Source organism: Pseudomonas sp. MG-9, from assembly GCF_018729515.1.
GTDB classification, from domain to species: Bacteria; Pseudomonadota; Gammaproteobacteria; order Pseudomonadales; family Pseudomonadaceae; genus Aquipseudomonas; species Aquipseudomonas serboccidentalis.
The window spans coordinates 396,395-418,285 of record NZ_JAHHZH010000006.1; the positions used below are offsets into that span (position 1 = coordinate 396,395).

Genomic DNA, 21,891 nt, shown 5'->3' on the forward strand with positions numbered 1-21,891 from the left:
TGACACCGCCTCCACCGCCACGACGAGCCCCCATGACCACCCTCCAAGACCTCATGAAGCAAGGCAAGGACGCCCGCAAGAAATGCTCGCGCAGTTCGCAGGCCACCACCGGAAAGATGAACCGCGATCCGATTCCGCTGATCAAGGCGTCGAGTCGCGGTCGTGTCGCCTCGTTGGTCGAGTTGCGTTACGGGCGGATGCTGGTGTCGCCCTTCACGTTCTTTCGCGGCAACGCATTGCTGCAGGCTCATGATTTGTCGGGGACGGCGAACATGGGGCTGGTCGGGCCGATCTGTGGTGATGCACATTTGATGAACTTCGGCGGGTTTGCCACGCCGGAGCGCAACCTGCTGTTCAGCGTCAATGACTTCGACGAGGCGCACCCCGGCCCCTGGGAATGGGATGTGAAGCGTCTGGCGGCAAGTTTTGTGGTGGCGGCGCGGGATTTGCGCCATGGCGAGTCGGTTGAGGAAGACGTGTGTCGGCAGATGGTCGGCGCCTATCAGGCAACGATGCTGGAGTGCGCCGAACAGAGTGCGCTGGAAACCTGGTACGAATCGATCAAGTACGAAGACTTGCTCGATCAGGCGCGCAAGAGCGCGCTGGTACACGTGCAGCGTGCCGTCGATAAAGCCGAGCGGCGCACCCACGCCGAGTTGCTGCCGAAAATCAGCGAACGCGACGCCCACGGGCGGTTGATCATTCGCGATGACTTGCCGGAAATTTTCCACCTGCACAACCACACCACGCTGCTCGACGCCGATGATGACTGGTTACGGCTGGCAGACTGGCGACCGTTGTTCGACACGTTCATGCGTGATTATCGAACCACGCTGCAGGCTGACCGGCGGGAATTGCTCTCGCGGTTTCAAGTGCAGGATCTGGCGTTCAAAGTGGTCGGCGTGGGCAGTGTCGGCACCCGTTGTCTGGTCGCGTTGCTGACCGACGCTCAGGAATCGCCGCTGTTCCTGCAATTCAAGGAGGCCCGGCGCTCGGTGCTGGCCGATTACGTGAAAGCCAAATCCCGGACGCGCCATGAAGGTCAGCGCGTGGTCGAGGGCCAGCGCCTGATGCAATCGGCCAGCGATCTGTTCCTGGGGTGGGCCACCGGCCCCAACGGTCGCTATTTCTATGTTCGGCAATTGCGCGACATGAAGATCTCCGCCGAACTGGAAAACTTCGACGCCGAAACTTTCGCCGCCTATGCCCGGGTCTGCGGTCGTGCACTGGCCCGCGCCCACGCCAAAGCCTCGGGCAACGCGGCGCAGATCAGCGGCTACATCGGCAAGGGCGATGCCTTGGCTGACGCCCTGTTCAAATACGCGCGCAGTTATACCGCGCAGAACGAGCGCGACTTCGAACGCTTTCAGGACGCCTGCCGCAAGGGCCGGCTGACGGCACGTTCGGAGGCCGATTTCGCCGCGGATCATCTGCCCTGAGGCGTTGCAGAGCGGTCACCGCCGAGATGAATTTTTCTTCACTGCCCCCATTCGAACAACACGGTACAGTCCGCTCGCTCATTCAAGAAACTACGGTTCGCCCGCGCTCTCCCGCGGGCTTTTTTTTGCCTGGCGTTTGCCGCCGAAGCGATACACCCAGGTGTCCTGCACGCCATGCTGTGGCGACTGCCGCGCCTGTGAGTGAATCCTGATCAGCGTAAACCCCGCCGCTTCAGCCAGACGCTGACTGCGGGTGTTGGCCGACGATGTGGTCAGGTAAAAGGTGAACTCAGGCCAGCGCTTGACCAACTGCTGCAGCACTTCGCGCAGATAACCCTTGCCGGCAAACGCGCTGTTGGCCCAATAACCGACGACATAACGCTTGCGCCGCCGCGGCACCAGGCCGATGCAGCCAACGACGGCTTGTCCGTCTTCAGTCACGATGAACAACCGCCGCTCGCCGGTCTCGCTGGCGAAATCATCCTGCGCACGCAACATGGAGGCCAGCGCCCGCTCCTCACTGGTCTGTTCGAGCGCCCATTCCAGAAAGGGCGCATGCTCGCGGTAACTGGCGTTCAGCGCCTCGCGCACCGGCATGACCAGCGCTGGGTCCGGCGAGCGAACACGCAGCGCCAGCCCGTTCACCGTCAATGCAAATTCCATTGCTTGCTCCTCCAATTGCAGAAATGCCGCACTCGATACAACCCTGTGCACTCAACCAAAGAAATTTACAGGGCGCCAGCGCGGTTTGTTTTTTTTCATCCCGTGGGCAATCCTGTCCTTCGACCCTGCCAACCGGAGCGCCCGATGTCACTGCTGAGCCTGCCCTGCCAACGTCTGACGCTCGCCATCCTGGCCCCGGACCAGGCCGAACTGGAAAGTGATTTCTACCAACGCAACCAACGTCACCTCGCGCCCTGGTCGCCGATCCGCACTACCGAATACTTTTCCACAGAGCAGATTCGCCGACGCCTTGAAATCCAGGCCAGTGCCTACGAGGCCGGGCTGGCGATGCATTTCGCCCTGTTGACGCCGGACGGACAGCAGATGATCGGCGCGTGCAATTTCAGCGGGATCATTCGCGGCGCGTTTCAGGCCTGTTATCTGGGTTATCACATCGACCACGCGCATCAGGGTCAAGGACTGATGCAGGAAGGTCTGGAGGCCGGCATCGGGTACATGTTCGACACGCAGAACCTGCACCGGATCATGGCCAATTACATGCCTGGCAACGAGCGCAGCGCGCGATTGCTGGAGCGCCTGGGTTTCGAGCGTGAAGGTTACGCCAAGGCCTATCTGAACATCGCCGGCCGCTGGCAGGATCATGTGCTGACGGCGCTGGTCAATCCGTTGTTCGAGACGCCGGAGAAGCGTTGGTCACGACAACTGGCGTGAGTTTCACAATTTGTTAAGCATTGGCGACGTATGCTCAAGGCTCCTGCCCTTTCCGGTTGCCTGAATTCCATGTCGCGTGCCGCCACTTCTTTGTTTTTACTTGCCGCCCTGCTGTTTTTTTTCGCCTTGGGTAACCACCAGTTGCAAGGCTCCACCGAGGCTCGCGTGGCCGGGATCGCCATGGAGATGCACCTGGACGATGACTGGGTGACGCCGCGCCTGTTCGGCGAGCCGTTTCTGGAAAAACCGCCGCTGAGCCTGTGGCTGGACGCCGGCGCCATGCGCGTGTTCGGCGTTTCGCCGTGGGCGGTGCGGCTGGCGTCCGCGGTGGCCGGGCTGCTCAGCATAATGCTGCTGTACGGTATGTTGCGCCGCTTCGGACGGCCGAAAGCGGTCGCCTGGACGGCGGGGATTCTGCTGGCGACCATGGCCAGTTACTGGAGCAACGTGCGCGGGGTCGGCGAAGATGCTTTGCTCGCCCTCGGTGTGAGCATGGCGTTGCTGGCGTTTTTTCAGGCGCAACGGGCTTCGACGCCAAGCAGTTCGCTGCTGTTTATCGCCGGCATCGCGATTGCCACGTTGAGCAAGGGCGTACTCGGGCTGGCGATGCCGGGGGTGGTGATTTTCGCCTACCTGCTGGCCGATAACCTGATCGACAAACGCCTGAAGATCGGCGCCTGGCTGCGTCCCGGCCTGCTCACGGCGGTGGGTCTGATTCCGCTGCTGATCTGGCTCGCCGTGCTCTATCAGCGCGGCGGTTCGCACGCCGTCGCGGAAGTGCTGCTGACCAACAGCGTCGGTCGCTTCAGCGGCTCATTCGTCGAGGCGGGGCATTACGAGCCGTTCTATTACTACCTGGCCAAACTGCCGGAAGCGTTCCTGCCGTGGAATATCCTCGTGTATCTAGGGCTGTGGCATTTGCGCAAGGAACTGAAGACCAACCGTTACCTGTTGTTTTTCAGCCTGTGGATCGTGGCGCAGTTCATCATGCTGACCCTGGCCTCCAGCAAGCGCACGGTGTACCTGATGTCGATGACCCCGGCCGCCGCCGTGATCGCTGCCGAGTACGCGCGGGTGTTGTTTGATCGCTTGCGGGCGCATGAAAACGCCAGCCGCTTTATAGGAAAAGTCGCCCGTCATCGTCAGGCGATTGCCGCTGGCCTGCTCACGGTGGTGATCGGCAGCTACCTGGGCGCCGCTCAGTGGGCCTTGCCCAACGCCGATAAAGAACTGTCGTTCCTGCCGCTGACCGAGCACATTCAGACCCTGCAAGCCAACGGCCAACAGGTCGCGCTGTTCCAGGCCAATGAGCGGGTCGGCGGCGCCAGCGTGTTCTACACCCAACGTGTGCTCAAAGGGCTGGATACCGACGCGCAACTGCACGACTTCCTCAGCGCGTCGCCCTCGAACGTCGCGGTGATCTCGGCAGACAGCGAACCCGTCGCGCCGCTCAAAGTGCTCAAGACCATGATGGTCGGGCGACAGGCGTACTACTTCGTCGGCTACTGACGCCCGTCGCGCCAGACAAAAAAAACCCGCCATCACTGGCGGGTTTTGTTTGTGCTGACGCTATGGAAATGTCGGTTCATCGGGTGGTCACTGAGTGCCAGTCGGAGGCTTCGATAAAGCCAAGTATGCGCGGGTCCGCCTTATTCGCGGCGGAGACGAACAGCGAGGAGCCGTAGCCAGGGGCCGAAACCGGTACATTCAAGTCCTTTTCCAGCTCCGCCATGCATTCGCTGTGGGTCACCAGGATCAGATTGCGCCCCGGAAGCTTGTGCGCCAGCGCTTCCTGCAATATGCGGTCCTTGCAGCTGATCAGCCAGTCTTCGCCGGTGGCCGCACGGTTGAACATGTAACCGGCGGTCTGCACGGTGCGCAGCATCGGGCTGTTATAGATATCGGCGTGGTTCAGGCCCAGATGCTCGAATTGCGCACCGACACTGACCGCAATACTGCGCGAACGGTCAGTAATGCCATCATCGCCGCTCAGGCACGGCGCCGGGGAGTGGTCGCAGCGCTCGACGTGACGCACCAGCACAATCATGTCGCCCTTGGCCCACCCGGCCGCCAGCGCCCGGGCACCGGACACATTGCCATGGGCCAGGTCCGGCACCGCCGCCGGGGCGAGCAGCCACAGGGTCAGCGGAATCACCAGCAGCAAGGCGCCGAGCACGACCCAGGTGTTGCGATATCGGGCCAACCCGCTCAGGGAGAACGAGCGTTTGACGCCGAACAGACTCAGTCTCAATTCCACATCGGGCCGCCTCGTCGGCATGCATCACAGTCAATACGATGCGGCGAGGGTAGAAAAGAGCGCGTAAGTGGTCGGTGAAACGTATGTGAAAAAAGTCTTTAACAGCCCTTGTTACAAATTCCGCGGGACAAAATCCTTTCAGCTCTCGTGTTTGCGGCCGATACAGACCTGTTAACACCCTTGCTGGCTCAAAAAACAACAATCTTCCAGCCTGACCGACGATCAAGTAGCTCTACGTTCCTGGAGGAATTGTGATGAATAGCTGGTTCGGCAACATCAGCGTGAACATGAAATTGGGTCTGGGCTTCGGCCTGGTCCTGGCCCTGACCTGCGTACTGGCTCTGACCGGCTGGACCAGCCTTGGCGGTCTGATCGACCGCAGCAACTGGATGAGCGACATCACCCAGCTCAACGCCGGCCTGACCAAGCTGCGCGTGGTTCGCCTGCAATACATGCTGACCAACGGCGACGAAACCGCCGCGCAGAACGTGCAGACCACCCTCGAAAGCTTTGCCGCGCAACAACAGGCGCTGATCAACAAGTTCAAGAGCCCGGAAAACGTCAAACTGCTCAAGGAGCAGGCGGCGACCATCGCCGAATACCAGGCGTCGCTGAACAAGATGCGCAACGCCTACCGCACCGGTAACAGCGCGCGCGACGTGATGGGCACCAACGCCGATACCGCCTACGGCCTGATCGAAACGATCAGCAAGCGCGTGCAGCAGATGGACATGAGCGAACAGCGTTTCGAGCAGTTCCAGGCCATCACCGAGGCCAAGGAAGCGTTCATCCTGGCCCGCTATGAAGTGCGCGGCTACACCGCCACCACCAATGCTGAAACCGAGCAGAAAGCCGTCCGTCAGCTGGACGTGGCGATTGCCAGCCTCAAGCAACTGAACGTGCATTTCGCCGCGACCCAACAAGACGCCCTGCGTCAGTTGGAAACCGCCCTGACCAACTACCGCAGCGCGTTGCAGGCGTACAAAAACGCCAACAGCGAAGCGGTGCAGGCGCGTAAGGAGATGACCGATCAGGGCGCCGCCATCGTCACCACGAGTGAGCAGCTGTACCAGATCCAGCTCGACCGCCGCGACATCGAGAGCGCTCAGGCGCGTACTTTCCAGTTGATCAGCACCCTGCTGGCGCTGTTGGTTGGTGTGATTGCCGCGGTGATCATCACCCGTCAAATCACCCGTCCGCTGCAAGACACCCTGGCCGTGGTCGAGCGTATTGCCAGCGGCGACCTGACCCAGAACGTGACGGTCACCCGCCGCGACGAACTCGGCGTGCTGCAACAAGGCATCGCACGCATGGGCGTCACCCTGCGCGACCTGATCAGCGGCATCCGCGACGGCGTCACCCAGATCGCCAGCGCTGCCGAAGAACTCTCGGCCGTGACCGAGCAGACCAGCGCCGGCGTGAACAGCCAGAAGGTCGAGACCGATCAGGTCGCCACCGCCATGCACGAGATGACTGCCACCGTGCAGGAAGTCGCGCGCAACGCCGAGGAAGCCTCGCAAGCCGCTGCCGCCGCTGACGGCGAAGCCCGTGAAGGCGACAAGGTGGTGAATGAAGCCATCGCGCAGATCGAGCGTCTGGCCAGCGAAGTGGTGCGTTCCACCGAAGCCATGAGCGTGCTGCAACAGGAAAGCGACAAGATCGGCAGCGTCATGGACGTGATCAAGGCCGTGGCCGAACAGACCAACCTGCTGGCGCTCAACGCAGCCATTGAAGCGGCGCGCGCCGGTGAAGCCGGTCGTGGTTTTGCCGTGGTCGCCGACGAAGTCCGCGGCCTGGCCCAGCGCACACAGAAATCCACCGAAGAAATCGAAGGCCTGGTCGCCGGTCTGCAGAACGGCACCCAGCAAGTGGCTGCCGTGATGAACAACAGCCGCGCCCTGACCGACAGCAGCGTGGCCCTGACCCGCAAGGCTGGCGACTCCCTGGAAAACATCACCCGCACGGTGTCGAACATCCAGTCGATGAACCAGCAGATCGCCGCCGCTGCCGAACAGCAGAGCGCTGTGGCCGAAGAAATCAGCCGCAGCATCATCAATGTGCGCGACGTATCGGAACAGACCGCTGCGGCCAGTGACGAGACCGCCGCGTCCAGCGTTGAACTGGCGCGCCTGGGTGGTCAGTTGCAGCAGATGGTCAGCCACTTCCGCGTCTGACACTCGTTCAGCGCTGAAACATCAAACCAGTCGCGGGCTTGCCCGCGATTGTGTTGCCCCCCATCAATCGACATTTCGTACACCCATCCAGCCGTCTCCCTACTGCTCCGCTTCGATAGCCGTCGATAAGATCAACTCCTGCTCACCCACAGGAGATTGGTAAGACATGGATGTTTCGAAACCTTCACACCTGCAGCGACTGATTGATTTCAGGGGCAGTACACAAGACGCCAGAATCGATTTCGAGCTGGCGATGCAAGACCTGAAAATAACCTCAGTCTTCGACATTGTGCGCCGCAGCAAAGAGCAGTTCATCCGCGAATGTGTGCTGTACAACGCCAGCGATGCCGAGCGCATTTATCACCGTGCCTGCAATCACGCCCGGCAGGTCGGGCGTCTGTATCAACAGCGGCAAATATCATCCGACAGTGCAAAGGGCCGTGAGCGCCGCAGTTCTGCTGCCGGCTCGACATCAGCTGTGACCTACCAGAACCTGTTCAAGGAAAACTGGAAGCAATTCTGTGAAGAAGGCGATGTCGCGGCCATCGACTCACCCGTTGCCTATCTCAACGCCCTTTATCTGTTTGCCGGACAGCTGGAGAACACCTCCATACAGACAGACAGGATCACGCTGGATAAACGACGTCCGGATATCCAGACCCTGCTGATGGATCATCAGAGCGCGTTCGTGGCACAGCCGATGCTCAACATCGTCAATAATGTGTTGAGCAAAAACATCGAGACCTACCTGAGCCATCAGGCTGAAAGAACCAGCCTCCATCAGGCCCTGGCCAGCGCGCATTACCCATTCTCGCTACCTTACGACATCCATCATCAACAATGCCTTGCCGGCCTGGGCGTGGACAAACCCGCGCTGGGTGCCTTGAACTACCTCATCAGTCCGGCCCTGCCGTTTTCACCGGATAAAATCCAATACGGTTACATTGAAAAGTCGCGACTGCACGCGCAAGAAATGCTCTGCGGCCTGAGCCCCGAGCAGCAGAAAATATTGCTCAAACCGCTCGCCTCCGATACTGACGATGCGGCGTTGAAAAAAGCATTTGGCGTCAGTCAGCTCGCGGGGCTGGAAGAGGTAAAGACTTTCAAATCAAAAACAGGGCTCACAAATGACCAACTTGACCAACTGTTGGCCCGAGGCAAACACAGCCCTTGCCAATCGCGCCATGAAACGAATCCTGCGGCTACTTACGCCACGGCATACATCAACGGGGATTCGTCAGGCACTCGCCTGACAATCACGAAAGGCAAAGACGGCGAGCTGCTGTTGAGTGACGGCTCAAAGCCACGCCTTGATCGCCTGCAGCGCATGATCCGACTGCAGCGCTGGGTGGCCACTCCCTTCGCTGAACTCGACACCCTGATCGTCAATGCCATGCGTTCGGAAGGCAATGTTTCGCGGGTGCTCAACCAGAACACCCTGCGCACTCTGGGCGTCTATCGGTACCTGGCGCAGCGTTATCCGATTGCTCCAGAGGAGTTCGCCGCTTTTTTGCACGACATGCCGACCCAGGCCTGCGGTGAACGAATGCCGTTGTTTGATCAGGTTTTCAACCACAGCGCGATATTCATCAATTCGTTGCAAGCGTCTTCTTCCAGGTCATTGGACAACGTGGACGCCAGTTCGCAGGTGATCTACAGCCAACTGAGCGCGGGGCTGGCATTGACGCAGGACGAATTGATGGCGCTGATACAGCAGACCCGAACCTGTTTCCCCACGCTCAAGCAGGACTTGCCCTCGATCTCATCACTCTATCGTCAGGCGCGGATTGCAAGGATGTTCGGCTTGTCGCCCAGGGAGTGCACATCGTTGGCGAAGCTCATCGGTGGGGAAACGTTCTACACGTTGCTGGTTCACGGGACCCTGTCTGCAACGCCCGCGGCAAACATCGACATCCTGGATGTGTTGATGGCCCTGGACTGGGCTGTCGAGTGGTTCAAACATACCCGGCACGACGTTCCATCAATCCAGCGAGTGCTGGATCCTGCGCCAGGCGACTGGACGTTCGATCAGTCGTTGCAAGATCGCCTGAGCTCTATCGCGCACCAGGCCGACGCCAATGCAGCGCAGCAAGTACGGCTGCTGGAGAACCTTCTGTATGAAATGACGGAAGTGCCCGCCTCGCACTTGCCCTGCGTACTGAAGCTGGCAGGGACTACCCATGCTCAGGTTTGGCAGAACCTCAAGTCCCCCGTCTCCGGTGGTGCAATGCCAGACTGGTTGCTCGATATTCTTCGCGCGGCCATTGCCTGCCGTGATCTGCAACTGAGCGGCCGCACCCTCACCCGGTTACTGGACAAGCCCGAGTGGCTGGCATCCGGTAATACGCCGACGCTGACCCTGCAAAACGTTTACTTGCTCGAAAGCGTCAGCCATTGGGTCCATACCAGGGGACAGTCCGAAGAGAGTCTTCTGCACTTCCTTCAGCTCGCCCATCAAACCGAGCAAAACCTCTCACCGGCTGAACTCGACCAGATGCTGGCGCGGTTGCTCGACTGGACTGCCGATCAAGTTACGGTACTGATAAATGCCTCGGACGCCAGGGACGTGATGTCGATGGCGGTACTGGACTGGGTCATGCGCTGTCAGGCGTGCTGCAACGCCACCGGTCTGTCGGCAGCAACCTTGATCAAGGCCTGCGCATTGACGTCCGATAGCCCTGCAACGGATTGGCACACGGTGGGCGCAGCATTGATCGCTGCCCGCCACTGAGATTCTCCCTCTATATTCAAGGACCGAATATGACCATTGCTCTCAAGCAGCAGCTTGATGAAAGCCTGCGTGATGCCATGCTCGCTTACTGCCTGCACCACGTAATAGCCAGCGACGCCACCGCCGCAAACCTCGACATCAAGACTGCGCAGGATCTCTACGATTACTGGTTGCTGGATGTACTGATCAGCCGAGATGTACCCACGACTGCGGTCGCGTGTGCAACTTCCAGTCTGCAACAGTACATCAACCGGATTCTGATGAATCTGGAACCCGGCTATGACTCAGTGGCATCGATGCCGGAACTCACTCGGGCATGGCAAGACGAGTTGCACCAGTACTCGACATGGGCCGCTCATCAGCGCCTGGAGTGTTTCCCTTCGACGTACCTGAACCCGGACCTGAGAACCAACAAGAGCGATAACTTCCGGCAACTGGAAAACGACCTCAGCCAGAACCGGATTCAACCCGACGCCGTGCAGGCTTGCGTACTGGCCTATCTCACCCGGTTCGAAGCCATCACCAACCTGAACATTCTCAATGGTTACATCGACGGCGAAACATTTGCCGAGAGTACCTATTACCTCGTTGGCAAATCCCGCTCGGAAAACAGTTATTTCTGGTGTTCGTTGAACATGGCTGCACGGCCACTCGTCATGGATTCTTCGACACCCACCGCACCTCAACCCAAACAGGATCAACCGGTCCCTTATGCCTGGTCGCAATGGCAGAAAGCTGACATTCCGATCCCTGAAAATGCCATTGAGCACACCATCCGCCCGGTGTGGTTCAACAATCGTCTGTTTATTGTCTGGGCTGAGCTGATCTTTCAGAACTCGGCGCAGGCCGGGGCGTCGTTATCCGGTAACAGCGCCACAACACCCCAAAACCCACTGGCGCGTCTGAACTTCTGCTTCCGCCGCCACGACGGCAATTGGAGCGCAGTGCGAACTCCCATAGAGGATCACATCGAGATTGGCAGTCTCGTGGACAAGTCCCCCGCTTCGCTAAAAAAACTGACAGACACCGTTGCGATCAATCACAAGGAAAACAATCAGGACTTCCTGTTCATTTCCCTGCAGGTCAAAGCAGGCAACAACAATAACGTGACGCACGTCCTGCGCACGGACAGGTATATGGATAAAAACCTCTCCATTTACCTCGACCTCAGTCAGACCGAAAACACACAGCAGAAGCTGTTCCTGACCAGTCAAATAAAAAAATTCACCGAGAAGACTGACTCGCGACTTTTTCAACATACAACGCGCGCGTCTGACAAGTTCAAAGTCAACTACAGCGCAACCTACCTGTCGCCTGGGGCATCGTCGCAGATCAGAAAACTGCGGAATCATATCCTGTTACCCAAGGAACAGTTCGTGGAGGACAGCCTCAATCTGGACTTTCGATTCGCCGCTCTTCCAGAGGAAATATTGGGGCTGACATCAAGAACACTCAGCATCAAATTCGCAGATGCAGACCTGACGCTGGTTATTCCCCACACTCTACCCAGCACACCGTTTATGCCTTTGCTTCGTGGCTCGAGCCTCAAACATCCCCAGCTCATCTCGGGAGCCCTCTATGTGCTGGCGTTAGAAAGGGCTTGGGAAGTAAACGATACCGAAAGCACCAACCTCAGGTTCGCGCTCAAAGATCGAATCAACTCACTGAACTTTACCTTTGCAAACGATGGAGATCTTGAGAACAAGCTTATTTCGACACTCGCCTTGAAGGCGTTGATTGGCTTCGCCGACCGTAACAACCCCGGACAGGTAGTCATTTACAGTCGCGACCGCGAGGCGCGCATTGTCGGCGCCCCTGCACATACGACCTTGCGCAGCAGCAGACTGAACGTGGAATTCGTCGTTGCCGAGTCCTCGACAGACACACCCTCAGATTTCACCGAAACTATCAAAGCCATCCCGCCGCCCCTCTCGGGCCAATCCAGTTTCAACTACAGCTGGAAAACATCGCAGCTCACTTCGAAACCAGCATTCATCTTTTATGGGTTCAAGGTTAGCTCGCTTGATACAGAAGACGGTTTCCCGGTCTTCATTTGCAAAACCATAGAGCTCACGGAAAACACCACAAAGAACATTCCGCCGGCAATCAAAACCACGCCGGACCTGAACGGTGCGCAATACATCGACTTCTCCGGCTCTGCGATCGCCAGAAGCGACGACGACCAGCAAGCGCGTCAGCCGATAAGACTGACGACCACGTTTGCCGCCGAACTGATCAAACGCAGCGAAAACAGCCTCGATGAGCTGTTCTCCCTCGACACTCAACAGCTGTCGGAGCCGGCGATAAACGACGAGACACGCCAGACTCTCGACTTCCATGGACCCTATGGCCGTTATTTCACCGAATTGTTTCTTTACCTGCCGTGGCTGGTCGCTCATCGGCTGAACGCCGAAGAGCAATACGACGCAGCACATCGTTGGCTGGGCCATGTTTTTTCGCCTCGGCACCGACTTGCCGATTGCTGGCGCGCGATTCCATTACTCGACGCGCACGCCTCTGCCACCTACTCGGTTCAAGCGCCGCACGACCCTCATCAGATTGCCCTCAGCCACCCCGTACACTTTCGCAAGGCGCTGTATTTCCTGTATCTGGATATTCTGATCAATCGAGGTGACAGCGCATTTCGCGAGCGGACGCCCGACAGCCTCGCCCAAGCCAAACTCTGGTACATGCAGACCCTGGAGCTACTCGGGCAGCGTCCTGCGGTCGAGCTGGTCGACCAATGGAAGCCGGTTTCACTGCCAAAACTCAGTCTGGCCGGCAACGCAAAACTGCGCCGCTTCGAAAGTCTTCTGGACAACGTGGCGGGCAATGAAATCCAGCCTACTGAAGACATCCCCTCGGCCTCTACCCCCTCGGTTGACAACCCGCGTTGGCGCATCCCTTTCCATCCACATCTGCTCCGACGTTGGGATATCGTCGAGAGTCGCTTGCATAACCTGCGGCATAACCTCGACATCGCCGGACGGCCTCTGCACCTGCCCCTCTATGCGCCCCCCAGCGATCCTCGGGGCTTGCTGACGGTGCGCGCCTACGCCAGCGCAGTCAACGACAAAACCGGCAGGCAAGCGGTGCAGATCCCCCACTATCGCTTCAGTGCCATGTATGGCCAGGCGTTGAACGCCGTGGAGACCGTCATTCAGTCCGGAGCCATGTTGCTCTCATTGATTGAACGCAGGGAGCAGGCCCAATTGCAGGAAATGCAGCAAGAGCAGTTGTGGCGTCTGGCAGGTACGGCTGTTGATCTGCACAACCAGACACTGCAGGCCGACCGGGCGAACAGAGAAGCGTTGCTGGCCAGTAAAGCCATCGTGCAGAAACGCCTGGAGCATTACCGCCAGTTGCTCGAGCAAAACGTCAACGCGCACGAATCCGCCGCCGGTGAACTGTATCTGCAAAGTGGCACCTTCGAAGAACTGGCCTCGGCCTCTCAAGCTGTTGCAGGGGGCATCATGTTGCTGCCCAACATCGCCGGTACAAGCTTTGGCGGCTGTCGTTTTGAAGGGACGGCGCACGCCGCCAGCGCGCTCATGCAGGCCGGCGCCTCGAATGCACGGACACAGGCCGGTCAACGGGATCGATCCGCCCAGTTCCAGCGCCGCCGGGAAGAGTGGCTGCTGGCTCGTGAACAAGCAGAACTGGAAATTTCCCAGATCGACAAACAACTGCAATATCTGGGTGAAGTCGAAACCGGCACCCGTCTGCAATTGCGTCAGGCGGAAACGACCCTGAGTCAGGCCCGCGCGGTACACGAGTTTCTCGGCAAGCGCTTCAGCAACGCGCAAATGTACCAATGGCTGAACAGCCAGTTCAGCGCGATGTTCTTCCAGGCCTTCGACGCGACACTTGCGCTGTGCCAGGAAACGGAAGCCTGTTGGCGTTACGAAACCGCCGACTTCGATACTGGTTTTTTCCAGCGTGGTGTCTGGAACGCATCCTGCCGCGGCTTTGGCGCTGGAGAACAGTTGAAAATGAGCCTGCTGCACATGCAGTCCGCCTACGTGCAGCGTCATCAGCGCGACCTGGAAATTCGCAAGACCCTGTCGTTGCGTACGCTCAAGCAACAGGACAGCAACAGTACAACGAACAAGGTGTGGGACGAGATTGCGAAGAGCCTGAAATCGGGAGTGTGTGATTTCGAACTGACGCAAGCCATGTTTGACAGCGACTACAAGGGCCAGAGTCATTATTTGCGCCGCATCAAGACCCTCAGTATCTCCTTGCCGGCAGTGCTCGGCCCCTATGAGAACGTTCGCGCGACGCTGACCCAGACCTCAAGCCAGGTACATCTGGACACAACCATGGCGCCGCAGATCATCGAGGGCCGGCGTGCCAATCAGCAGATTGCGTTGTCCGGCGGTGTCGATGACAGCGGCATGTTCACGTTGAACTTCAACGATGAACGTTATCTGCCTTTCGAATACACCGGCGCGATTTCCACATGGCGTCTGACCTTCCCGAACCCGCAGGCCCAGCAGCAACTGCTGACTTCGCTGAACGACATCATCGTGCACCTCTGCTACACCGCTCGGGCAGGTGCGGCATGAAGACCACGCAAAAGCCAATGGCCTTTTCCGCCCCGTCGCTGCCCAAGGGGGGCGGTGCCATTCAAAGTATCGGCAAGGGTCTCGCAGAGCTCGGTACTCACGGTACGGCTGGCTATGAGATTGCCTTGCCGATTTCTCCCGGTCGCGGTTTCTCTCCCGCACTCTCCCTGAATTATGCAAGCAATGCCGGCAACGGCGTCTTCGGCATTGGCTGGGGCATTTCATTGCCCACCGTCGCTCGTCGTACCAGCAACGGCGTACCGGCCTATGAACCCGACGATGAAATCGCCGGGCCGGGCGACGATCTCTGGATGCCCGAACGCGATACCAAAGGGAACGTGATTCGCCAAACTGTCGATGCCTACAAGGATCTTCAGCTCGCAAACACCTACAGCGTCGTGCGCCACTTCCCGCGCGTGGAAAGCACGTTTGATCGAATCGAGCACTGGAGTTCAAATCAAGACACGCCTGGATTCTGGCTGGTCCACGGTGCCGACGGCAGCCTTCACCTGTATGGAAAAAGTGCCGACGCCCGACGGTCAGACCCGCAACAGCCAGAACGGGTCGGCGAGTGGTTGCTGGAAGAAAGCATGAATGCCCATGGCGAGCACATTCGCTATCAGTACGAGACCCGGCATGGCCAGTGCTATTTGCGGCGTATCCACTACGGCAACTTCGAGGCTCAGGCGAACTTATATGCATGGGCAACCTCAGGCACCGCTGATGTGCAGTGGCATTTCGAGTTGCTGTTCGATTACGGCGTCTTGAGTACCCGTCTGACCGAGAAACCCGTTCCTGTGCAAAAGGCCTGGCCGGAACGTAGCGACACGTTTTCAAGTTTTGTCTTTGGCTTCCAGTCAGACACCCGACACCTGTGCCGACAGGTATTGATGTATCACCATTTTCCCGAAGAAACCGGCACTGATCCGACGCTGGTCAGGCGCCTGTTGCTGGAGTATCGCCAATCGCCGCTCGGCTACCAGCAACTCAGCGCCGCCCACGACCAGGCCTTCGACGAATCCGCCAGGATCGACAGCCGCCCACCGGTCGAATTCGGCTACAGCGAATTCAAATGTCCTGATCCGGCGCAAGCCTGGCAACCGTTTGCTCATATGCACGGGCTCAACGACGGGCAGCACTATCAACTGCTTGACCTGTATGGCGAGGGAATGCCTGGCATCCTCTATTGCGCCGAGGAGGACTGGCACTACCGCGAGCCTTGTCGGGTCAAGGGTACAAGCGATGAAGTGGCTTACGCTCAGTGGCATTCTCTGCCGCGATTACCCGACCGCCACAATGCAGAACGCGGGCGAATGTCCCTGTGCGACCTGACAGGTGACGGTCGACTGGACTGGCTGATCGTAGAGCACGGGATTGCGGGTTTCATGTCGCTGCAACCGGGTCGCGGCTGGTCAGGATTCGTCCCGTTTGATGCGTTTCCCTTAGAGTTTTCAAGCCCTCAGGGGCAACTGGCCGATGTGATGGGCAACGGCCTGAATGACTTCGCCCTGATCGGCCACCGCAGCGTGCGTCTGTATGCCAATCGACGAGCGCAAGGTTTTGCTCCGCCGCTGGACGTGCTCCGCGGCGACGACGATGACGAATTGCCAGTGATCAGCGCCTCATTGTCAGAACTGGTGGCATTCAGCGATGTGCTCGGCAGTGGTCAACAACACCTGTTACGCATTCGCCCCAACGAGGTGAAGTGCTGGCCAAACCTGGGCCGTGGGCGTTTCGGCAAAGGGATCGTACTGGGCAACCTGAACCTGAATGCTGAAACGTTCGACGCGTCGCGGCTGCGTCTGGCGGACCTTGATGGTTCTGGCGCCGTCGATGTGGTGTATCTGCTGGGAGATCAGCTCCAGATATTCATGAATCGTGGCGGCACCGGTTTTGCTCCCCCGGTATCGGTGCCCTGGCCGCAAGGCACCCGTTACGACAGTCGCTGCCAGGTCAGCGTGGCCGACTTGCAAGGTATCGGTTGTTCGAGCCTGATTTTCAGCGTCACTCAGGGTCAAACCCGGCATTGGCGCTATGACTTTGTCGCGCAGAAACCTTATTTGTTGACGAGCACGAACAACAACATGGGGCTTGCCGAACAGGTTCTGTATCGCAGCTCGGCACAAGAGTGGCTGGACGAAAAGGAACAACTGCCCGACGAGGAACAAACGCCCGTCTGCCACATGCCCTTTGCCATGCATCTGGTTTCGCAGCAGATACGTCTGGACGAGGTCAGCGGCAATCGGCTGACGCAGTGCTTCCGCTATCGGCAGGGCTACTATGACGGCATCGAGCGTCAGTTCCGAGGCTTCGGCCTGCTGGTGCAGACCGATCGGGAAATCGGTGAACACGCCGATTCGACCTCCGGTACAGCACCCTGTCTACTGAAGAAATGGTTTCATACCGGACAATCGGTAGTCCCCCCCCATCGCGGGTACGATCGCTCTGACAAAAATGCCCTGACACCCGGCAAGACGCTAGTCACCCGTCATACCCCCGACGACGGCGACAAACCCGTTGAGGCAGCGAATGCCTGCAGCGAAACTGAACTCGCACGCGCCCTCGGCGGGCGTCTGTTGCGCACGGAACTGTTCGGGGCAGACTCACAATCCAACCCCACGACACTCTATCGCGTCGAGCAGTACCGCTACGCCGTTCGAGTCCTGCAACCTGCCGTGCATCCCCAGCGGCACGCCAGGCTGCTGCCGCTGGCGTGCGAAGCCGTGTCATATCAGTACGATGGTTTCACCGACGACCCGCAAGTCGTGCATACCTTCAATCTGCAGCACGACACCTTTGGCTGCGTCACTCACTGCGTCAAGGTCCACTACGCCCGGCGCCTGACCACCGGCGATACCTCGCCCTTTACCGACGCTGACGAAAAACAGTGGTGGCTCGATGCTCATGATCCGGCTCAACAGCACTTTTATGTGAGCGAGACACTGGCCGAGTTCATTCATCTGGAAGAGTCCCAGGGGTGGCGTCCAGCTCTGCCCTGGCGACAGCGAACGAACGCGCTGAAGTTCTCCGCAGTTCCTCTGGATGGCGGGCTGCAGGCGGCAGACATGAGTCTCGAAAAGCTGCTGGAGCGGGTCAAGACAGACGCCTGGGTGAACGGCCGCGCGCTCACTTCAATGACCGCTCAACGCTATCGCGACAGCAAGACAGGCGCGGTTCTGGCTGATGGTGTCGCGCATTTTGAAGCGTTGGTCGATCATCTCGAATCGGCCGAACTGGATGAAGACGCTCTCGGCGCCTTCGATGTATTGGTGGAAAAAGATCGCCCTGGAAAAACCATGCTTGAGGCCAGCGGTTATCACCGCATGGCGTTTTTCTTGCCGTCATCGGCGTCAGGTTCAACCGTCTGGTCGGTCAAGAGTGGCTTCCAGACCTATTCAGGTCTGGCAGGCTTTTATCGGGCAATAACCCTGCAGACGCATAAAAGCGTCGGGGTCACCGAAATCACCTACGACGCCTACTGGTGCTTGCCGACGCAATTCAAATTGCCTGATGGCTGCAGCACTCACGTCACTTACAACTATCGGACCTTTCAGCCCAGGCAAATCACCGACCCGAACGGCAACATCGAGGAAGGTATTTTTGATGGCTTTGGCCAGATGCTCGTCAGAAGCTTCTATCGGAAAAAAGATCAGACCCTCATCGGCTTCAAACCCGTCGCCGAGTACCGGCAACCGGTTTCAAGCGATCCGGCCAGCGTTATCGAAAACCCACAAGAGGCACTGCAAGGCATGGCCAGCGCGATGTTTTACGCACCCTGTGGCTGGATGGGCCGATTGTCCGCCGAAGCCCGGGCGGATAAGGCGTGGTTCAAGCGCTGTGTGACCCGTCAGGACGTCCTGCCAGACGGGCATGTCCGCGCAGCGACCCGATCGCGTCTGACGACGGCGCAGAGCCGAAATGCCGATGAGGAAAAACTGTACCGGGAACTCCTCATCTCGACCCGGACACCTGTGCGAATTATTTGCCTGTCCGCCGATCGGTTTGCCGATGACGACGCTCCCCGACAGATCCGGATGAACCTGACGGACCTCGACGGATCTGGACGTACGCTGCAGCACATACAGAAAGTTGAATCCGGCCCTGCGTATGTCATCGACGAGCAGGGCCGGCCGTCCCTCGAGGGAGGAAAAACAAAAGAGGCCTTCGCCCCCCAACGATGGAAGGTCAGCGGGCGCGTCGAATACAACAACAAAGGTTTGCCGGTGCGAACCTGTCGAGCGTTTTTTGCCGACCGGCATCACGGCCTCGACCATACGTTTGCGGGCACCCCGGATACTTGCGACGAACATCACTACGACGCCTTGAATCGCCTGACTCAGGTACGCCTGGCCAATTCGAACGGTGAAGTCTGGCTGCACAGGACGACGCGCCACCCCTGGTACACCGTCGAAGAAGACGCGAACGACACTTTCGATGAAATGTCAGCCACTCCGGCGGGTTCGACGGGAGATGCAGCATGAGCAAAGGGATTCACGCCAGGACGCCGACAGTCAATGCCATCGATAGCCGCGGGCTGAGCGTGCGACACATTGACTATTACCGATGCAAGGCCGAAGAGCGCGCACAGGCACGTATCACTTCATCACACCACGACACCGCCGCACGCTGTTCGCAACAATGGGATGCGGGGCAAACCAGCACGTCCATACCCCCCGGGCTGACCAGCATCAAGAGCTTTTCCGGCCAGGTGCTGCGGCTGCACAGTGCCGATGCCGGCTGGCGTTTGAGCTTTCCCGGCGAAGCCGGCCAGTTGCTTGAGCAATGGGATTCGCTCGGAGGGCACTGGAAGACAGCTTTCGATCACCAGCTACGCCCGGTCTCCATCACCCAGGCCTCACCGCAACAGCCCGCCCGTGTCATCGAGCGCCTGAGTTACGGCGACAACTCGCCTGCCTGCGCAGCACTCAACCAGTGCGGTGAATTGATCAGACACGATGATGATGCAGGCACGCTGCTGATCGAGGAATACACCTACGGCTCGCAACCTGTCCGTCAGACGCGGCACTTTCTGTGCAGCGAGACCCCCGTGGACTGGCCGCTGGAGCAGGCGCAGCGCAATCTGTTGCACGAGGCAGGCCCCGGCTACCAGACCCATTGGCGCTATGACGCGGACGGTGCGGTCATCAGGCAAACCGATGCGGGACACCATCAGCATTGCTTTGCATTCGACGTTGCCGGGCAGCTCAAATCCGTCAGTCTGAAACTCAACGCCAGCCTTGAAGAAATAACGCTGGCAAAGGCGTTCGTCTACAACGCGGCCGGACAGCTGGAGTCGCAGACCTCGGGCAATGGCGTCATCAGCAACGCCACGTTCGACCCGGCCAACGGCCGGCTGCGCTCACTGACAGCCACGGCATCGGGCACCACGTTGCAGGACCTGCATTACCAGTACGATGCGGTCGGCAACGTGATGCAAATCGAAGACAAAGCTCAACGCGCCAGGTTCGGCAACAATCAAAAGGTCGAAGCCATCAGCCGCTTCACTTACGACAGCCTCTCCCGGTTGACCCGTGCCAGTGGGCGCGAAGCGGCCAGTCACTTGGCCCCCTTACAGCTGGCTACCTCGCCCACAATCCCGATCGACGCCAGCCAGTTGTTCAACTACACCCGACACTACGACTACGACAGCCGCGGTAACCTGATCAAACTGCAGCATGTTCGCGAGGGCCATCAGTACACCCGAACCCTGAGCATTGCCGGCGACAGCAACCGGATGCTCTCCTGGAATCAGGGGGACAACCGGCCCGATGCGGCCGCCACTTTCGACGCCAACGGCAATCTGCAAAACCTGCAACCCGGAAAAAGCCTGCAATGGAATCCACGCAACCAATTGAGCAGCGTCGTACTGGTGCAACGCGAAGATGGCCGAAATGACCATGAGCGTTACCACTACGACAGCAGTGGTCAGCGAGTACGAAAGATCCATACGACTTACACCTCTTCGGTAACTCATGACCGTGAAGTGCGTTATTTACCGGGGATTGAAATCAATAGCAGCACAGGCCAGCGACTCGAAACCATCCACATACAAACCGGTCGCGGAACCGTTCGGTGTCTGCACTGGCGTGAAGGTCAGCCCGCCGGGATCGAGACCGATCAGCTGCGATACAGCCTCGAAGACCATCTCGGCTCAAGCACGCTGGAGTTGGACAATCAGGCCTTGCTGATCAGCCAGGAAGAATACTTTCCCTTTGGCGGTACGGCGTGGTCCGCAAGCCGCTCTGCGGTGCAAGCCCGTTACCGGACCCTGCGCTACTGCGGCAAGGAACGCGACGCCAGCGGGCTGTATTACTACGGTGCGCGCTATTACGCCCCCTGGCTGCAACGCTGGATCAGCCCCGACCCGGCGGGGGTCATTGATGGACTGAACCTGTACGTCATGGTCGGGAACAATCCGCTGCGCTACACCGATCCTCACGGCAACCAAAAGGAAGAATCCAGCTTGCGCCAGGAACTGGCGACTTACCCGAGCATTTTGTCCGAAGTGAACAAACGGGTCGGCACGCTGAACTACCAGCTTTACAACAGCACGCGAAAAAGGGACATCATCAAAAGGCTGTTTCAACGTTACGCCTACAACGCCGGCAGGCACATCCTGGCGCTGGGGGCAGGCTTGCTGGCCTTGCCAACGGGGCCCGGCGGAGCCGTCATCGCGACCGTCGCCACCTCGTTGTCGATCGATGCTGCGGCAGGAAAAGCCGAAGCGACCCGCCATCTAACCGTTGCTCTATACCCTCAAACCCGACGGCTGGATCCCGAAGAGATAAAGCATGAAGGACAAACCGCCTTCTATAACGTAACGGCCAAACTGCAGTATGCAAAAGACGTGACGTTGAACCCCCGATCCGAAACCGGACAGAAAAACCTGTCGGTGATGGCTACCGGTTTCCTTCTGACGAAAGTGCTGGAGGTCAAAGGCGCGTGGATTCCCAACTTCGAAGCCTCCACCCAGGCCACTAAAGCGCTGGATGGCCTGCCCGGACAAAAGATCGAGCGAATGAACAACGCACTGGCCCGACTCGATGACTTTCTGGAACAGGACAGCCATGCCATCAACGCTGCATTCGATGCATTGGGCGTGGATGAGTTCTACCCCGAAGGGCTCAAGGGGCGACTGGGACAAGCCACTGATCGAGCGGCTGATGCCGTGGGCGTTGATAGCTCGAACCTCATCAGTCGGACATCACTGCAGCGCGACATCGCCGTCTCGCGAGCCACGATACAGCGGGGACGAGAACTGCTGTTCAGACACAATGAGCGCAACAAATCACAAGGGCGTTTCTTCGTATGAAGGCCGCGAGCCAGG

At 58.9% G+C, this 21,891-nt stretch carries 9 protein-coding genes and 2 pseudogenes; 9 read left to right on the top strand and 2 right to left on the bottom strand.

Translation table 11 applies throughout. The annotated features are described in order from the left end of the window. Positions 1–32: 32 nt before the first annotated feature. Positions 33–1,439, top strand: coding sequence for a DUF2252 domain-containing protein (locus tag KKQ10_RS18340; RefSeq protein WP_215501890.1), 1,407 nt, complete (start codon positions 33–35; stop codon positions 1,437–1,439). A gap of 90 nt (positions 1,440–1,529) precedes the next feature. On the opposite strand, the gene KKQ10_RS18345 is transcribed toward KKQ10_RS18340, so the two are convergent. Continuing rightward, positions 1,530–2,102 (bottom strand): GNAT family N-acetyltransferase, encoded by a 573-nt coding sequence (locus KKQ10_RS18345; protein WP_215501891.1) that lies wholly within the window; start codon positions 2,100–2,102, stop codon positions 1,530–1,532. 144 nt (positions 2,103–2,246) lie between these two features. Here KKQ10_RS18345 and rimJ point away from each other — a divergent pair, with 144 nt between their 5' ends. Both rimJ and KKQ10_RS18355 read left to right on the top strand, forming a co-directional pair. Continuing rightward, the gene (gene rimJ / locus KKQ10_RS18350) at positions 2,247–2,834 is read left to right on the top strand and encodes a ribosomal protein S5-alanine N-acetyltransferase (RefSeq protein WP_215501892.1); all 588 of its coding nucleotides are present in this window, start codon (positions 2,247–2,249) and stop codon (positions 2,832–2,834) included. A gap of 69 nt (positions 2,835–2,903) precedes the next feature. Beyond that, positions 2,904–4,343 (top strand): ArnT family glycosyltransferase, encoded by a 1,440-nt coding sequence (locus tag KKQ10_RS18355; RefSeq protein ID WP_215501893.1) that lies wholly within the window; start codon positions 2,904–2,906, stop codon positions 4,341–4,343. 76 nt (positions 4,344–4,419) lie between these two features. On the opposite strand, the gene pmrG is transcribed toward KKQ10_RS18355, so the two are convergent. After that, positions 4,420–5,091: a lipopolysaccharide core heptose(II)-phosphate phosphatase PmrG gene (gene pmrG / locus KKQ10_RS18360; protein ID WP_215501894.1), complete on the bottom strand. Its 672-nt coding sequence runs from the start codon at positions 5,089–5,091 to the stop codon at positions 4,420–4,422. 287 nt (positions 5,092–5,378) lie between these two features. Between pmrG and KKQ10_RS28810 the strand changes: the two are divergent. The 6 genes and pseudogenes from KKQ10_RS28810 to KKQ10_RS18385 form a co-directional block, all read left to right on the top strand. After that, positions 5,379–6,407: pseudogene (locus KKQ10_RS28810) on the top strand (methyl-accepting chemotaxis protein); the annotation flags it as partial. A 261-nt stretch (positions 6,408–6,668) separates the two neighbouring features. Further along, a pseudogene (locus tag KKQ10_RS28815) lies at positions 6,669–7,265 on the top strand (methyl-accepting chemotaxis protein); the annotation flags it as partial. A gap of 166 nt (positions 7,266–7,431) precedes the next feature. Next, positions 7,432–9,996: a Tc toxin subunit A gene (locus KKQ10_RS18370; RefSeq protein ID WP_215501896.1), complete on the top strand. Its 2,565-nt coding sequence runs from the start codon at positions 7,432–7,434 to the stop codon at positions 9,994–9,996. 29 nt (positions 9,997–10,025) lie between these two features. Beyond that, positions 10,026–14,564: a Tc toxin subunit A-related protein gene (locus tag KKQ10_RS18375; protein WP_215501897.1), complete on the top strand. Its 4,539-nt coding sequence runs from the start codon at positions 10,026–10,028 to the stop codon at positions 14,562–14,564. Next, positions 14,561–19,045 carry a SpvB/TcaC N-terminal domain-containing protein gene (locus KKQ10_RS18380; protein WP_252191657.1) on the top strand — a complete coding sequence of 1,495 codons (4,485 nt, stop codon included), beginning with the start codon at positions 14,561–14,563 and terminating at the stop codon, positions 19,043–19,045. The genes KKQ10_RS18375 and KKQ10_RS18380 overlap by 4 nt, the downstream gene beginning before the upstream one ends. Next, complete coding sequence (locus KKQ10_RS18385; RefSeq protein WP_215501898.1) at positions 19,042–21,876, top strand: RHS repeat domain-containing protein; 2,835 nt, start codon at positions 19,042–19,044, stop codon at positions 21,874–21,876. Before KKQ10_RS18380 ends, KKQ10_RS18385 begins: the two co-directional genes overlap by 4 nt. The last annotated feature ends 15 nt before the right edge of the window (positions 21,877–21,891 follow it).

What these genes read in the sequence shown, in the direction of transcription:
- KKQ10_RS18340 (WP_215501890.1), top strand. Translation starts at nt 33, where the DNA reads ATGACCACCCTCCAAGACCTCATGAAGCAAGGCAAGGACGCCCGCAAG.
- KKQ10_RS18345 (WP_215501891.1), bottom strand. Translation starts at nt 2,102, where the DNA reads ATGGAATTTGCATTGACGGTGAACGGGCTGGCGCTGCGTGTTCGCTCG.
- rimJ (WP_215501892.1), top strand. Translation starts at nt 2,247, where the DNA reads ATGTCACTGCTGAGCCTGCCCTGCCAACGTCTGACGCTCGCCATCCTG.
- KKQ10_RS18355 (WP_215501893.1), top strand. Translation starts at nt 2,904, where the DNA reads ATGTCGCGTGCCGCCACTTCTTTGTTTTTACTTGCCGCCCTGCTGTTT.
- KKQ10_RS18370 (WP_215501896.1), top strand. Translation starts at nt 7,432, where the DNA reads ATGGATGTTTCGAAACCTTCACACCTGCAGCGACTGATTGATTTCAGG.
- KKQ10_RS18375 (WP_215501897.1), top strand. Translation starts at nt 10,026, where the DNA reads ATGACCATTGCTCTCAAGCAGCAGCTTGATGAAAGCCTGCGTGATGCC.
- KKQ10_RS18380 (WP_252191657.1), top strand. Translation starts at nt 14,561, where the DNA reads ATGAAGACCACGCAAAAGCCAATGGCCTTTTCCGCCCCGTCGCTGCCC.
- KKQ10_RS18385 (WP_215501898.1), top strand. Translation starts at nt 19,042, where the DNA reads ATGAGCAAAGGGATTCACGCCAGGACGCCGACAGTCAATGCCATCGAT.